At 44.1% G+C, this 15,285-nt stretch carries 7 protein-coding genes and 7 pseudogenes; 6 read left to right on the forward strand and 8 right to left on the reverse strand.

The annotated features are described in order from the left end of the window. The first annotated feature begins 166 nt into the window (after positions 1–166). Positions 167–1,468: a dicarboxylate/amino acid:cation symporter gene (locus JKJ11_RS07895; RefSeq protein ID WP_063606768.1), complete on the forward strand. Its 1,302-nt coding sequence runs from the start codon at positions 167–169 to the stop codon at positions 1,466–1,468. Between the two features lie 64 nt (positions 1,469–1,532). On the opposite strand, the gene JKJ11_RS07900 is transcribed toward JKJ11_RS07895, so the two are convergent. From JKJ11_RS07900 to JKJ11_RS07920, 5 genes and pseudogenes are all read right to left on the reverse strand, one after another. Beyond that, complete coding sequence (locus JKJ11_RS07900; protein ID WP_031493596.1) at positions 1,533–2,672, reverse strand: ABC transporter permease; 1,140 nt, start codon at positions 2,670–2,672, stop codon at positions 1,533–1,535. Continuing rightward, a pseudogene (locus JKJ11_RS07905) lies at positions 2,669–3,854 on the reverse strand (ABC transporter permease). The gene JKJ11_RS07900 and the pseudogene JKJ11_RS07905 overlap by 4 nt, the downstream one beginning before the upstream one ends. A 9-nt stretch (positions 3,855–3,863) precedes the next feature. Continuing rightward, positions 3,864–4,842 (reverse strand): annotated as a pseudogene (locus JKJ11_RS07910) (HlyD family secretion protein). Further along, positions 4,839–6,274: pseudogene (locus tag JKJ11_RS07915) on the reverse strand (TolC family protein). Before JKJ11_RS07915 ends, JKJ11_RS07910 begins: the two co-directional pseudogenes overlap by 4 nt. 206 nt (positions 6,275–6,480) lie before the next feature. Continuing rightward, positions 6,481–6,721: pseudogene (locus JKJ11_RS07920) on the reverse strand (cation transporter). Between the two features lie 398 nt (positions 6,722–7,119). On the opposite strand from JKJ11_RS07920, the pseudogene JKJ11_RS07925 reads away from it, so the two are divergent. From JKJ11_RS07925 to JKJ11_RS26025, 3 genes and pseudogenes are all read left to right on the forward strand, one after another. After that, a pseudogene (locus tag JKJ11_RS07925) lies at positions 7,120–8,747 on the forward strand (ATP-binding protein). Then, entirely contained in the window at positions 8,744–9,430 is a 687-nt protein-coding gene (locus JKJ11_RS07930; protein ID WP_252039037.1) for a response regulator, read from the forward strand. Before JKJ11_RS07925 ends, JKJ11_RS07930 begins: the two are co-directional and overlap by 4 nt. A 133-nt stretch (positions 9,431–9,563) precedes the next feature. Continuing rightward, positions 9,564–10,043, forward strand: a complete 480-nt coding sequence (locus tag JKJ11_RS26025; RefSeq protein WP_286036750.1) for a type II secretion system protein — start codon at positions 9,564–9,566, stop codon at positions 10,041–10,043. 54 nt (positions 10,044–10,097) lie between these two features. Here the strand turns inward: JKJ11_RS26025 and JKJ11_RS07940 are convergent. The 3 genes and pseudogenes from JKJ11_RS07940 to JKJ11_RS07950 form a co-directional block, all read right to left on the reverse strand. Further along, positions 10,098–11,627: pseudogene (locus JKJ11_RS07940) on the reverse strand (tripartite tricarboxylate transporter permease). Positions 11,628–11,640: 13 nt separating this feature from the next. Next, a pseudogene (locus tag JKJ11_RS07945) lies at positions 11,641–12,135 on the reverse strand (tripartite tricarboxylate transporter TctB family protein); the annotation flags it as partial. A 214-nt stretch (positions 12,136–12,349) separates the two neighbouring features. Next, positions 12,350–13,324 carry a tripartite tricarboxylate transporter substrate binding protein gene (locus JKJ11_RS07950; protein WP_006072418.1) on the reverse strand — a complete coding sequence of 325 codons (975 nt, stop codon included), beginning with the start codon at positions 13,322–13,324 and terminating at the stop codon, positions 12,350–12,352. Positions 13,325–13,616: 292 nt separating this feature from the next. On the opposite strand from JKJ11_RS07950, the gene JKJ11_RS07955 reads away from it, so the two are divergent. Both JKJ11_RS07955 and prpB read left to right on the forward strand, forming a co-directional pair. Next, positions 13,617–14,303 carry a GntR family transcriptional regulator gene (locus JKJ11_RS07955; RefSeq protein ID WP_006072419.1) on the forward strand — a complete coding sequence of 229 codons (687 nt, stop codon included), beginning with the start codon at positions 13,617–13,619 and terminating at the stop codon, positions 14,301–14,303. Between the two features lie 72 nt (positions 14,304–14,375). Next, a complete protein-coding gene (gene prpB / locus JKJ11_RS07960) occupies positions 14,376–15,275 on the forward strand; it encodes a methylisocitrate lyase (protein ID WP_062460608.1) in 900 nt (299 codons plus the stop codon). Positions 15,276–15,285 lie beyond the last annotated feature (10 nt).

Here is a 15,285-nt window from a genome sequence, read left to right on the forward strand (position 1 = left end):
CATTAAGGTTTTTGTTAGCGTGCTGTGTGTAACAACATGAGTGATCCCAGTCACAGTGCAGAATCAGAAAACAAATTTGTAATTCTAATCGTCAGCGTCTAGCTGCTAATCTGCTCCGGCTTTTAGATGTCCCCATCTCTAAGCAATATAAAAATAAGGAGTAATTATGACTAATACCAAAAAACCAATGTCACTGACTACACGAGTGATTATCGGTATGGTTGCAGGTATTTTGACGGGCTTCGCGATTCGAAGCTTGTTTGCTGAGAACGGATTTGTAGACGCATACATCGTTAATGGTTTGTTCGAAGTTGGTGGCCAAATTTTCATCGCCAGCTTGAAGATGCTTGTTGTACCTTTGGTTTTTGTATCGCTAGTTTGTGGTACGAGTTCTTTGAAGGACGTAACCACTCTAGGCCGTTTAGGTGGTAAGACTGTTCTTTTTTATGTAGCGACGACAGCAGTTGCGATCACCTTAGCTCTTACCATGGGCACTGTGTTCCAACCGGGTGCAGGTGCAGACCTTACTGCCGCTAGTTCATTTGCCGCTGCTGAAGCCCCATCTTTAGGGCAGGTCATCATTGACATGTTCCCAACTAACCCTATTAGCGCAATGGCAGAAGGTAAAACACTACAGGTTATCGTGTTTGCTGTATTGTTCGGTATTGCGATTAGTGCTGCGGGCGAACCTGGAGAGCGAATCGCGGCTGTGTTCCGTGACCTTAACGAAGTGATCATGAAGTTGGTAGCCTTGTTAATGAACATCGCCCCTTATGGTGTATTCTTCTTAATGGCTAAGCTGTTTACTGGTTTAGGTTTAAGCGCCATCTTTAACCTTGCAGAGTACTTCTTCGTTCTAACGGCCACATTACTATTGCATGGCTTGGTGACGTACAGTGTCATGCTTAAGTCATTTACAGGTTTAAGTCCTGTTACCTTCTTGAAGAAGATGGAAGATGCTGTCATGTTTGCATTTTCTACCGCATCATCTAACGCAACTATTCCTGTTACCATGGAAACGGCTCAAAATCGTCTTGGCGTAGATAACAAGGTATCGTCTTTCACAATTCCACTCGGTGCTACTATCAACATGGATGGCACTGCGATCATGCAGGGCGTGGCAACTGCGTTTATTGCTCAGGCGTTTAATATTGATTTAACCATGGGTGATTACCTGACGGTAATTCTGACAGCGACCCTTGCGTCAATTGGTACTGCGGGCGTTCCTGGTGTTGGCCTTATCATGTTAGCCATGGTACTAAATCAAGTGGGTCTACCTTTAGAAGGTATTGCATTAATCATGGGTGTTGACCGCCTATTAGATATGATTCGTACCGCAGTTAACATCACAGGTGATAGCGCAGTTACTTGTATTGTTGCCAAATCGGAAGGCGCATTGAATATTGATAAGTTCAACGATCCTGCTGCCGGTGAAAGCGAAGAAAAGGTTGAACTAGTTCGAAGCTAATTCAACGAAAGAAAATAAAAGGGGCTAATGATATGTCATTAGCCCCTTTTGTTTTGTCTTTCATTTATTCAGCATTGCTGATTCTATATTTCTTGAAGCTGTATACAGCAAGACTTCCCCAAGCGAAAGCTTGAATCCAAAGTTGCGTCCATGCCCCACGTATTTGAGACCACTCGGCACCCATTTGATTTAGCTTCAAAAAGCCATTAATTGCTGCTTGCGTCGGGAAGATTGCAGCAAACCACTTGATGGGCTCTGGTAGCATTTCTGTTGGCCATATAAAGCCTGCGGAAAAGATCAGAGGCATTGAGCTTAGCAGAACAACAACAGTCACCAGTTCTCTTCGTGGTGTAATGGCGCCCAAAAATATGCCAATAAAACAAGAAGTAAGCAAAAACGGCAACATTAGAGTCAGCAATTCGATGGGGTGAGCTAGCTTACTGATACCATACATCTCGAAGCTAGCACCGAAGTAATACATACCAAGTAGGTAGTAAATAAGCGTAAGCACAATGCTGCGAACAGCCACAACAGATAATACTGATTGAGAGCGCCAATAACCTTTACCTTGACGTTGCGTGCCACCAACCAAACCTGACGCCATTGCGAGAGTTTGCTGAAGGATTAATACAAAGACGGCCGGCACAACATAGTCTACATATCCCATTCGAGGGTTAAAGGTAGGCTTGGTGTTAAGCTGAGTCGCAGCATACTGTTTGCTCGCCAGTTCCAGAGGTACGCCATCGATGAGCAATTTGGTTACTTTGGCTTTTGCTGCTAAAGTCCCGCCAGCTTGCGCTAGACCCTCAACCACGGTTCCATAAACCAAAAACAAAGCGGCATCGCCGGCGTAGGCAAGTACTGGACTTTTCCCTAACATAAGGTCTTTGTAGAAATGCTCAGGAATCACCAAAATACCGGACACTTCCCCATTTAAAAAAGCCTCTTTCGCTGCTGCAATAGTATGGTCTCGCTGTACCACTTTCACATTTGGTGTTGCGTCGACCATACGTTCCAATTGAAAGCTGGTTTGACTGAGATCTAAGTTGACTACAGAGATTGGTTGTTCTCTTGGTGTTTGCTGAGTGTAGGGAAGAGGGTATAAAAACGAATAGAAAATCACGCCACCAAATACCGTTAGTACTACTACCGGATTGGTGAGAATGGCTTTGAGTTCGAGTTTTACATGTTCTAACAGCGTCATGCTACTAACTCCTTACTCATATGTTTTTTAATTAATACAGACGTTACTACCAATGGGATGACGTAACCTAACATGGGTGTTAAGTGCGAAAGTGACTGAAGTGGAGTGACGCCGTAACTTGCTTGGCTTACCTGAACTTCAATATAATGACTGATTGGTAATAGCTCGCGCCAAAATAATGCGAGGGGATTCATGTCAGTCGCTGGAAAAGTAATTCCCATAAATGCAAAACTAGGTGCGGTAAATGCTCCAGCAAAACTCATCGCACGTGCAGCATCGCAAGTTAAGAAGAAAAACAGTGATGCCATTATCATACAGGTGACCGTAGTAACGATCTGTGCAAAGAAGAGCACCAGCCAACTCCCTTCCATTGGCCATCCAATTAAGTCGTAAAACCACACTAAAAAGAAAGTGCCTTGCAACAAGAACCAGAGGAAATAAGGGAACAAGGTCTGTGCCAATCTTGATATGGGTTTTTCTTGCCCTAACCAAGGAGCGAGTCCGGAGATTCGATAGTTTTGCACTCAACACTAGTACAGTGAACGACACAACAGCGATTTGCCAAATTGCTGGAACGATAGCACTCACTAGGAACTGAGCATAGTTAGTGCCTTTGTTGAACAACGGTGTTATCTGAGTTCTCACGTTGACTGCTTTACCCATGGCTGCAGCGCCTGTTGTGTCGCCTTTTGCTAGAGCTTTGACAACTTCAACTTGAGCATTAAAAGTGCCTTGTGCTTGTAGAGCCGCAGAATTAATCAAGCGTCCAACGAGTATATACTGACTGTTATAGAATAAGGTCACTTCTGGACGTAATGATTTCACTACCGCTTTATCAAAACCATACGGTATGGTTAGAATTGCGTAAATATCGCCCTCTATGAGGGCGTCACGAGCTTGACCAATGTCATCGTACTGATGATTGACACTCAACATCGATGTGGCATCGTAGTTTCGAATTAGCTTTTGTGATAACTGGCTCTTACTCAGATCAACCACACCGATGGGTAAGTTGCTGGCGATTCCTTGGGAAAAGATCCAATAGATAGAAAGGCACAATAATATTGGCACCCAAGTGAGGCAGGATAATAGCCATTTGTCATGGCGTAGTATCTGCCATTGGCTATGAAACTGACTTTTCGCGAGTCTTCGTGTAGCTAATGTTGGAAAAGAGTGAGGCATAATGGCTTCCTACATTTCTACCACTAAACTCATACCCATACGAAGCGGTACATCCTTATCTACTGGACGAGCTTCAACTTCAAAAGTGCGAAGATCGAAACCTTGAGTCGCGTCAGTTGAACGCCATGTAGCAAAGTCACCCATTACAGCAACGTGGAACACTTTAAAGGTGACAGTTTCATCAAGTGCAGGTAAATAAGCATCAAATTCTTTATCTTTCTCGAACTGGCTTAAAAGATCTTCACGTACATTCAGTACGGCCCAAGTGTCTTTGGTATCAATAACCGTAACTACAGGGAAGCCTTGAGGCGCAAGTTCGCCACTGTGCAGCAATAACTTGCGAAACTTCACCCATCAAACCAAGAATGGATTTTAGTGTCAGCTGCATAAGCTTCCACTTCGGCTACCGCGCCTTCCGCCATTCGAGCTTTTTCTGCCGCCGCTAATTTTGTTTCAGAACGCGCCCCTTCTTTGGTCATCTGGTACATCTGAAATGCCTGCGCTTTCAGTGTATTTGGCCGCTTGCCATTGAGTCATGGCTTCATCACGTTTCTGCTCAGCTAACCACACCATCTTTATATAGGTTGTTAACTCGTAGATACGTTTTCTCAAGTAATGCTGCAGCGGCTTTTGCTTTGCGCCATTGGTCTTCTGCTGCTTGAATCTGTTGCTTACGTGCGCCTGTCTCCGCTTCTTTGGCAAGCGCTCCCGCAGCTTTCTGTCCGGCTACGGCTTGCTCAAGTTTGGCTTCGATTTCTGGGCTATGGATGGTGAAAATGAGTTGGCCTTCAGCTACTTCGTCACCTTTTCGCACTAATACTTCATCAATCCGACCTGGTACTTTTGATGAAATGCTATATTGCTGAGACTCGATTTGCCCTTGTAGTCGAAATGGAGGTGTTTGATAGGCATCATAAAATTTGTATCCAACCCAACCAATAATCGCAATCGTACCTAATGTCAGTAAAGTAGGTTTTACCTTGTTCATGATGCATCCTTCGTTCTTAGTTGAGCTGGGGTAATAGCGTTATATTTATACGTAGAAAAGTTGTTCATCTCGCTAGAAAGCGCGAGTAATTTATTTAATGACAGTAAGTACTGGAAGCTTGCGGCGTCTTGCTGGGTCTTGACGCTGGCAAGATAGAGCTCAGCATCGACCACGTCTAGAGAGCGGCCTAATCCTTGAGAAAAGGCTTTTTGGCGTAGCTTGAGGTTCTCTTCTGCAAGTTGAATACATGGTATTCAACCCTTGCACTTCATCGAGTGCTTGCTGCGCTTCTAAGTAAGTTTTTTCAACTAAGACACTTAAGTCTTGTTTCGCTTGTTTCTTTAAAAATTGTACTTGAGATACCGCACTGTTAGCCGCTTTCATTTGCTCACTGCGACCTGTGTTCTCAAGAAGTGGGACACTTACGCCAATACCAACTAGCCAATCTGGCTTCATCTGTCCGGCCAATGAATCGCCGTGATACAGACTATAGTCACCATAGGCGTATACTTCTGGGAAATATTTACCTTTCTCAGCCTTCATCAAGCTACTTGCTTGTTTCTCTTTCGCATCAAGAATAGAAAGGCCAGGGTAGGTGTTGAGGGTTTGATCAACGAAAGCATCCAGAGGTGGCAGGTTTTCGTTGATAAAGAGTTGGTCACGAGGTTCAACGGTTTCAGATTGCCCCCAAAACTTGGGTAAGCGCAGCTTCTGCGATATCTAGGCCGTGTTGTGCTTTTTTGCGCTCCACCACCGCTTTGGCTAATGAAGCTTCAGCTTGAAGGCGCTCAACTCGAGCAATTTGTCCTTGTTCTTCAAGTTTAATTGCGAAGTCTCGGTGCTTGGTTAGCCCTTTTTCTGCCGCCATTCTGGTTTCGACGACATTGCGCGCGAGCACCACACTAAAATAGTACTTACTTAGATCTTCGTATCGAGCTTGAACTTCCATTGCAAGCTGGCTTTGAGCCTCTTCTTTTTTACCCTCGGCGGCGGTTTGCGCTGCGGTGATTCTACCACCCGTAAAAATCGGCCAAACTGCTCGGATTGAAGAGGTGAAAATGTCTTGGTTTTCAATGGTGGAAGTAATGCCCCCTAGAGCACTTGCAACTTGTCCTAAGACCGGTCCTAATGCTCCGGCGGGTAGGTTAGGGACTCCACTAAGGCTATCCGCAAATTGCGAGCCACTAATTGTTACATCTTGATCCAATCGAGTGTAGTTAGCGCCAACCGTGACCTTAGGTAGGTTTAAACTACCGCTTGCGTCTTGTAAGTGCCCGTATCGTTCTACGTTGGCTCGTTGTGCGGCTAGAGAATTATTGTTTTGTTGAAGCAATTGCCAGGCTTCATCAAAGGAGACTTCGGCAGAGTAGCCACCGAAAGAAAGCGTTCCTAGCAATGCGCCCACAACCAGCGGTAGGGACCTTATCTTCATGTTTGCTCCAAAACAGATGATGTTAATAAATTGATTAGAGTATATGCTCTAATAAAATGGTGTGCAATAACCTAACTATAGATGTTTTTTTGATCTCTATGTGGTTAAGTGTCTGTTATTTAGAAGCTAAACGATATATTTTGGTCACTGATACTAAAAAAGCAACTTCACATTACGTGCCGTTGCTTTTTTGAAATCAAACGACTTTAATCATTTGATGGACAAACGTAGCCAGCTCTCCACATTAGGTCTTTTGCTTGAAGCAGTTCTTTTAAGACTTCACTGCCCGACATTTGTGGTGAAGCGAACGATACCAAAAACCTCGTGTTCTAGTTCCGATGCTTGTGAGTTTGTCGCTTGATATGCTCTGACGTGGGTAAATGTAGCGCGTCGATTTTTCGACAGAAGCGCCCGATTAAGGCAAATTCCAAAACAGTCCCGTTCCATAACGACGTTCCTTCTTACGTTGTATTTTGCGCTCTGCACAAGGGTTACTGCGTTTTCGTTTATTATTTTCTAGTTATAAGTGACCTTGAAAGTTACGTTTGAGTCGACAAATAGCAAGTAGACTCAGGTACTTTTTAGATAACAATTTTACTATACGGAATAACGGCTGAATTGTTCTAAAAATAAGCTAAAAGTGATGTGATCATAATCAGATATTCGGTTGCATATGCATGTAACTGACATGAATGTTTACACTCTAATTGTAGGAATCAAAGAGCACTTTTGTCGTCTATTTGACTGATTCTACGTAAATTAATTATGTGCTTCACAGTTCGATACCCAATTGAGTGCTCGTATGTTACAACGCTGTTACAGTATGGGTATTAGGGAGAGTTATCATGAAATGGAACCAGATAAGTTTTCGACACCGAATGCTCATAATTATGACGGTTTCGGGGTTGTTGCAGTTGCTTGTCTTATCATTAGCTGGATTTAGCTACATCAAGCAGTCCCAAGAGCAGGAAATGGGGCTAAAAGCCAAAGGCGTCGCAACATTCTTGGCGCAGTCTAGTGCTGTTATCAATATGATTGAACAGAACACGTCTGCCCGAATGCAAAACCGATTTCGTGGACTTACTGAGATGATTGGGGCAGCCTTCATTGTTATTGGTGACGAGAAAGGCATTCGTTTAGTCCATCCAATTGATGAGCGAATTGGGTTGCCAATGAAAGGGGGTGATAATGATCAAGCTCTGATTCATGGTCAAACCTACGTCTCGTTTGCAGAAGGATCTCTTGGAAAGTCAGTTCGAGGCAAAGCGGCGGTATTTGATAAAGATGGCAATATCATAGGTGTTGTTTCCGTCGGCTACTTATTGGATAGACTCCAAGACCGTATTGAGCCCTATTTAGCTTTCCTCCTTGGAATGGCAATACTGGTGCTCATTGTGAACGCGATTGTTTCTTACTTTATCTCACGTCGTTTTCAAAAAGCACTATTGGGTTTTGAACCAGAAGAGATCGGTCGTCTTTATGGCGAGTTGGACGTCACTATGAGCACCATTAAGGAAGGTGTTATCAGTATTGACTCCGACGGGGGTATTACGCTCGATTAATACCAGTGCGTGTGAGATCTTAGGGTTAACTAAATCGGGTGTTATGAACAAACCGCTGTACCAGGTATTACCGAACTCCGACCTGCAAAGTTTGATCGAAAGCCAAGAGTCAGATAATGATATTGAGCTGTATCTCAATCAACAACGTATCGTTGCCAATCGCAGTCCCATTGTTGTTGATGGCAAAGTCGTTGGTGCGGTGTCGAGTTTTCGTTTTGCGCGATGAAATCTCGGAATTGGACTGAACAGGCTATCGCAAACCAAAGCCTATGCCGAGGCTGTTACGTTCGCAGACTCATGAACATCGAAACAAGCTGAACACTATAAGTGGATTGGTACAAATGAGGGGAATTGGGATGCGGTGCAGCATCTCATCGGGCCAAGAAACTGAGCACTATCAGAGCTTAATTGAGTTCCTTCGAGAAACCGTTAAAGACCCGTTGATTGCCGGTATGCTTCTTGGAAAAACAGAGCGCGCACGTGAGCTGGGATTAGGATTAAAAGTAGAAGATGAGTCGCGACTTGAACCATTGCCAAAAGAGATAAATGCTGATGACTTAGTGACCATTTTGGGTAATTTAATTGATAACGCGTTTGAAGCAACATTATCGGCTATTGCGCACTCTCCTCATGAGCGGTTAGAACGGTCAGACGTTGAAGTGTCGGTGAGTGACTTTGGTAATGAAATCATTTTAGAAGTTATTGATAAGGGGTGTGGCTTACCCAAGCATCTCGATGTGAAATCGCTAACGCAACGCGGAGTGTCGAGTAAATCAGTCACTAATCGTGGTGTGGGATTGTTTTTAGTCAAACAATTGACTGAAAGATACCAAGGACAGTTGGAAATAGTAGAAAACAAGGATATCGGCGCACGTGTGACGGTATATATTCCTAAGGATGGATTAGCATGAGTGACTTAACACGAGTCATGATAATAGAAGACGATTTAAAAATCGCAGAACTGCATCGTCGATACCTAGAGCAAATTGGTGGTTTTGAAGTAGTTGGAATGGCGACATCAAAAGCCGAAGCGGAAATACAGCTTGAAATATTAGAACCCGAGCTAGTGATGCTCGATGTATATTTGCCTGATGGTACAGGCATAGAAATATTGGCTTGGCTACGGAGTTTGAATCAAGAGTGTGATGTTATTTTGATTACTGCTGCACGCGATGTTGAAACTCTGCAACAGGCGATGCGTGGCGGTGTGATTGATTATTTATTAAAGCCTGTTATGTTTCCTCGGCTGGAGGCGGCATTGAAAAAGTACCAGAAACGTACTGAGCAACTGCATCATGTGGAAGGTTTGGATCAATCGTTAGTAGACGAAATGATGCAAACTAGTAGCGCAGAGAAAAATGTTGAGCTTCGACTACCCAAGGGGATTGATGGCGTGACTCTTGAGAAAATTCGTGCATTGTTTAAAGAAGATAAGCCATTTACCGCCGATGAAGCAGGGGAAATGATTGGCGCGAGCAGAACGACAGCAAGACGATACTTGGAGTTTCTTATTAGTATTGGCGAGTTGGTAGCTGACGTGAATTATGGCACCGTTGGACGCCCTGAGCGCTGTTATCGTAAAGTTATACGTTAATCATCTCTTTATCTGATTTTCAAAGGATTTCTAAAGCCCTTTTGTTGTTTTACAAAAGGGCTTTTTTCGTACTATTCGGCCGAATCGTGACCTTGATTCAATAAACTCAGCCCAATAGAAAGGAAAAATCCTCATGAAACGTAACGGCTTTACGCTTATCGAACTTGTTGTAGTTATCGTTATTCTTGGCATTTTAGCGGTCAGTGCCGCACCAAGGTTCTTAAATCTTACTACTGATGCTCGAGTAAGCGTGTTGAAAGGTGCTCAAGCTGCGGTTAAAGGTATGGATTCATTGGTTTATAGCAAGGCCGTAATCAATGGCGTTGAACGCAATGGAGATAAAGCAGTCAAAATTGATGGTAAAAGAGTAAACTTAATCAATGGCCACTTGAAACTGGATACTAAAAACAACGTCGCTCAATTCCTTGATACAGACATGAATTATCATGTCAAACAGAATGGTGCTACTGACGGTGGTGAGTTGGTCATCTATGGTGGTAAAGAAATACGCAATGTTGAAGCTGTGAAAGAGGGCGGCTGCTTTCTTCTTGTTACTCAACCAGACTCTGAAAAAGGCGAGTACCGTTACACGATTATCGACCAGAATTGTTAATTAAATAAGAGCCACTCAATAGAGTGGCTCTGTAAGTATCAATTCATATTGAACTTAAGATTCAACTTTCTTGGGTTGATAAAACCATTTTTTAACCAACGAAAGCAACGCGGGTCCGACAAGTACTAGTACAGCCAATACAGTAAACGTCAATGTGATAGGGCGCTCCCACAAGAAGCTTAGCTCACCATCACTGATCATCAGTGCTCGTCTTAAGTTCTCCTCCATTAATCCGCCAAGAAATAAAACCAAGCAGTAACGGAGCTAATGGGAAATTGGCTAGCCTTAGTGCGATTGCTGCCATTGCTACGAGCAGCATGATAAACACGTCCATGGTATTGAACGAGACCAAATACACCCCAGTAATAGAGAAGAATAGGATCATCGGCAACAATACCGTTCTTGGTACCGCTAGTAGCTTAGAAATATAAGGAATCAACGGTAGGTTTAAGATAACTAGAACGATGTTACCGAAGTACATAGAGATGATGACTGACCAAAACACGTCTGGGTGTTCAACGAATAGTCGAGGACCCGGTTGAATACCATAGGCGATCAGTGCACCTAACATAATTGCAGTTGTACCGGAGCCAGGGATACCGAGCGTCAATAGCGGAACAAACGAACCACTTGATGCTGCATTGTTAGCTGACTCTGGTGCAACCAAGCCACGAATGCTTCCTTTGCCAAATTCTTCTTTTTTTTGTCTTTAGGCGCAAGGTTACGTTCCATACCATAAGAAAGGAAAGCGGCAATGGTTGCGCCTGCGCCTGGAAGGACACCGGTAAAGAAGCCCAAGATAGAAGAACGAATAGAGACAGGTGCCACTTCTTTTACTTCTTCTTTAGTGATCTTCATGCTTCCTATATCGCTCATCTTGCGCTGTTCGTCTTGGCGTGTATCTTTTTCTGGCTTAAGTATACCCATCAAGGTTTCACCTAAAGCAAAGGTTGCCATCGCAAGTAATAGGAAACTAAATCCGTCCATTAGGTCAGTTAAGCCAAAGGTAAAACGCTCGACACCCACACCTTTATCGATACCGACTGTTGATAGCATGAGTCCCAGCACAACCATCATCCACGCTTTAATAACCTGACCTTTGCCAGCGAATGCCGCAACTGCAGATAAACCAAGTAGCATCAGCGCAAAGTAGTCCGAAGACTGGAAACTCAATGAAACTTTGGCAAGGGCGGGGGCTGCGAACAGCAACATGATGGCAGAAAGTGTACCGCCGGTAAAAGAAGAGTAGGCTGCGAGAGCTAACGCTTTACCTGCTTGGCCTTTCTGTGCCATTGGGTAACCATCAAATGCTGTAACAACAGTTGATGAACAGCCCGGAGCATTAATAAGAATGGATGAGGTTGAACCTCCGAATACCGCGCCGTAGTAAACACCGGCCATCAGGATTAGGCCAGAAGAGGGATCCAGTCCGTAAGTAATAGGGATCATCAAGGCGATTGCTGAAATAGGGCCCAGACCCGGAAGCATCCCGATAAAAGTACCGACAAAACAACCGACAATCACCATCATGATGTTCATCGGCATAACTGCCGTTGATAATCCTTGTAAAATTCCGTCTAACATAATGGTGTCCTACCCAAAGAGTGAAGATGAGTCCAGGCTCTAGATAAATATCTAGTCCTTGCGTAAGCATGAGATAAAAAGCGATGACAAAAGGAAAAGAAGCACCAAGTAAAATGCTCTTACGACGTTCACCAAGTAAATAGAACCCAATCATTAAGAAGAAACCAGTAGCGAGGACAAATCCTAGATAGGTTAGTCCCAACCCATATGCGGCCATTAACACCAAAAATCCAATCAGTAGTTTCCAATTGAAATCAGTGACGGCGCCGCTTTTTTCATTAGGTTGTCCGGTGACAAGAAGAATTACCGACAGCACAATACCAACAACGGTTAATATGCTTGGTAACGTTCTCGCGGTGAACGGTTCGTACTCATCCCCAGGAAACATTGGGATTAGCGATGTCTGGTATCCATAGCATAAGCAAAGGATCATAAATATCATCGCACCTACACGATCACGAGAAAGTAGATTTTCTTTCGTGAACAGCTTAGAGGTGAAATCTGACATAACTCACTCCAGGTAAAGAAAAGAGAAAAGGCCGTATACAAGGGATCGATGACCGTCGACCAAGTGGGTAAGAGAACTCAGGACACAGTCTTTTTACCCAATAAACAAAGGAGTACTGCTAGAGCAATTACAAACTGAAGGATTCGTAGCTGCGTCTCATATACGGCAAAATATTGGCAAGAGGAGGGAACAGCAAATCCCTCCTTAGTGTTGCTTACTGTTTCAAGAAACCAAGTTCAGTCATGAGCGCGCCCATCTGCTTTTCTTGGTCTTCAAGGAATTGGTAAAACTCTTGATCAGGTTTGTAGTTGTCAATCCAACCATTGCGGTCACGAACTACTGCCCATTCATCAGTGGAGTACATTTTCGACAGCGCCTCTGTCCACTCTTTGACTTTCTCTTCACTCGCCCCTGGAGCTGCGAAGAAACCACGCCAGTTAGCAAAGACAGTTTCGTTTCCATACTCGGTTAGTGTTGGAATATTCGGCGCTGCTTCGAGACGCTTCGGTGCAGTAACAGCAAGTACTTTGACTTGACCTGACTTCGACATTTCTAGCACTTCACCAAGACCTGTTGACAGAAGCTGGGTTTCGCCCGATAGAAGAGCGGCCATCGCTTTACCACCTGCATCGTAGGCAATGTAGCGTACCTTTTTCGCATCAAAGCCTTCGCCTTTAAATGCTGCCGCAACGACTAGGTGGTCCATGCTTCCTCGAGCTGAGCCTCCTGCAATTTTGACTTTACGAGGGTTCTCTTTGAAGTCAGCAACTACGTCTTCCCATGTGTTGTATGGAGAATCTGCTGGAGCAACAATAGCGCCATAGTCAGCAATCGTTGCTGCAACAGGTGTTAGGTCTCTAAATGATTGTGGGAAAACACCAGTCAATGAACGCACAACGATAGGAGTAGAGTTAACCATTAAGGTGTCTTCTTGGCGCTGCGCGGTTTCGATTAGGTGTGCAATTGCTTTACCACCGCCACCACCTGACAGGTTTTGAAAAGAAACATTGTCGACAATATCTGCTTTTACCAAGACATCACCTGTTCCGCGTGCTGTCATATCCCAACCGCCGCCAGCACCCCCAGGAATTAAGAAATGAATCTTCTCTAGATCTGCAGCATAACTACCAAAAGAAAGAGTAGTTGCCACAATCGATGCCGCTAGGGTCGGTTTTAGTGCCTTAAACATGTTCACGTTCCTTATGTTGACTTTATTGTCTGCCAGCAGAGGGATGCTGACTTGACCTCTATGGGTTAGCTAAAGGTTACGTACTTGTTACAAATGCATCAATAAAGTGCAGATATTGAGGATAAAGAACATAGGGTGAATTTTGTTCATAAAGTTCACACGTTGGTTTTTAAGTTAGACGTTAGTCTACATTGTCGACAATCCTGTTGATCTGATGGCATTAAGCTGCTTAAATAATGTTCATGTAATGAGAACTGTCAACAATGTAGTAAATTCTAAGGTGAGCGTTGATATGAGTGCAGAACCAGTAATGAATGACGACGCGCCGTTAAAAGAAGCGACCAAGTCTGAAAATTTAACAGAACAGCTCATCGAAGAGATTGTTGAAGGGAGAATTGAATCAGGTAGCAAGATCTCTGAACCAGAGCTAGCAAAACGCTTTGAAGTGAGCCGTGGACCTCTTCGTGAGGCTATTATGCGCCTAGAAGGGTTAGGACTGATTGAACGAATTCCTCATGTAGGGGCGCGCGTGATTACCTTATCTCAAGATAAGTTGGTGGAGTTGTACTCCGTTCGTGAAGCTTTAGAAGGAATGGCGGCGAGACTGGCTGCACAAAACATCAGTGATAAAGAAGTTGGTGAGTTGGAAACGCTGTTAAACCGACACTCAGAGCATATAGACGAAGTGGATGGTGCTTCCTATTTCCACCAGCATGGTGATTTTGACTTCCATTACCGCATCATCAAAGCCAGTCAAAACAGTCAATTAGTAAACTTGCTATGCAATGAGCTTTACCACTTGTTGAGGATGTATCGATATCAATCACCTCGGACACAATCTCGTCCTGAGGCAGCGTTAAAGGAACATCTTTTTATTTTAGACGCGATTAAAAATCGTGATCCTGAATTGGCAGAACTGCTGATGAGAAGACACATTTCACGAAGCAAGGCGTTAATCGAAAAGAACCTAGACAGCTAATTCAATTTATAGGTGACGCAGTAAAGATTTCCGGCACTGCGTTACATAAGGGAAAGTAACAAGGAGACAATCATGTCAGTATCCCCGGGACAACTATTCCGTGACGCCGTCACTAACGGTAACCCACTTCAAGTCGTTGGTACGGTAAATCCTTACTGCGCCATGATGGCAAAAAACGTTGGTCATCAAGCTATTTACTTGTCGGGTGGTGGCATTGCTAACGCATCGTATGGACTTCCTGACCTAGGTATTACTACCTTAAATGACGTCTTGGTTGATGTAGAGCGCATTACAAATGCGTGTGACTTGCCTTTGCTGGTGGATATTGATACTGGCTTCGGCGGCGCTTTTAACATTGCTCGTACGATTAAGGCGATGGAAAAAGCAGGGGCTGCAGCGGTGCATATTGAAGATCAGGTGGCTCAAAAGCGTTGTGGCCATCGCCCTAATAAAGCCATTGTTAGTCAGCAAGAAATGGTAGATAGAGTCAAAGCTGCGGTAGACGCCAAAACTGACGCTAGCTTTGTCATTATGGCACGTACCGATGCACTGGCGGTTGAAGGGATGGATAAGGCTATTGAACGCGCGATTGCGTGTGTTCACGCGGGTGCTGACATGATATTCCCCGAGGCGATGACTTCTCTTGAGCACTATCAGCAATTCAAAACGGCTTTGAATCAGGCTACAGGTAAAGATGTTCCGATTCTTGCCAATATTACCGAGTTTGGGCAAACCCCGTTATTTGGTTGTGACGAGTTGGCAAAAGTCGGCGTCGATATGGTCCTTTACCCGCTATCTGCATTTAGAGCGATGAACAAGGCAGCAGAGAATGTCTACCAGCATTTGCTAAGTGTTGGCAATCAAGAAGCGCTTACCGAGCAAATGCAAACTCGTGCAGAGCTCTATGCACATCTCAATTATCACAGCTACGAAGATAAACTGGATCAACTATTTACTGAAAGCAAATCCTAGGAATACAACG

It is taken from the genome of Vibrio sp. SCSIO 43133 (genome assembly GCF_023716845.1).
In the GTDB taxonomy this organism is placed as follows: domain Bacteria; phylum Pseudomonadota; class Gammaproteobacteria; order Enterobacterales; family Vibrionaceae; genus Vibrio; species Vibrio mediterranei.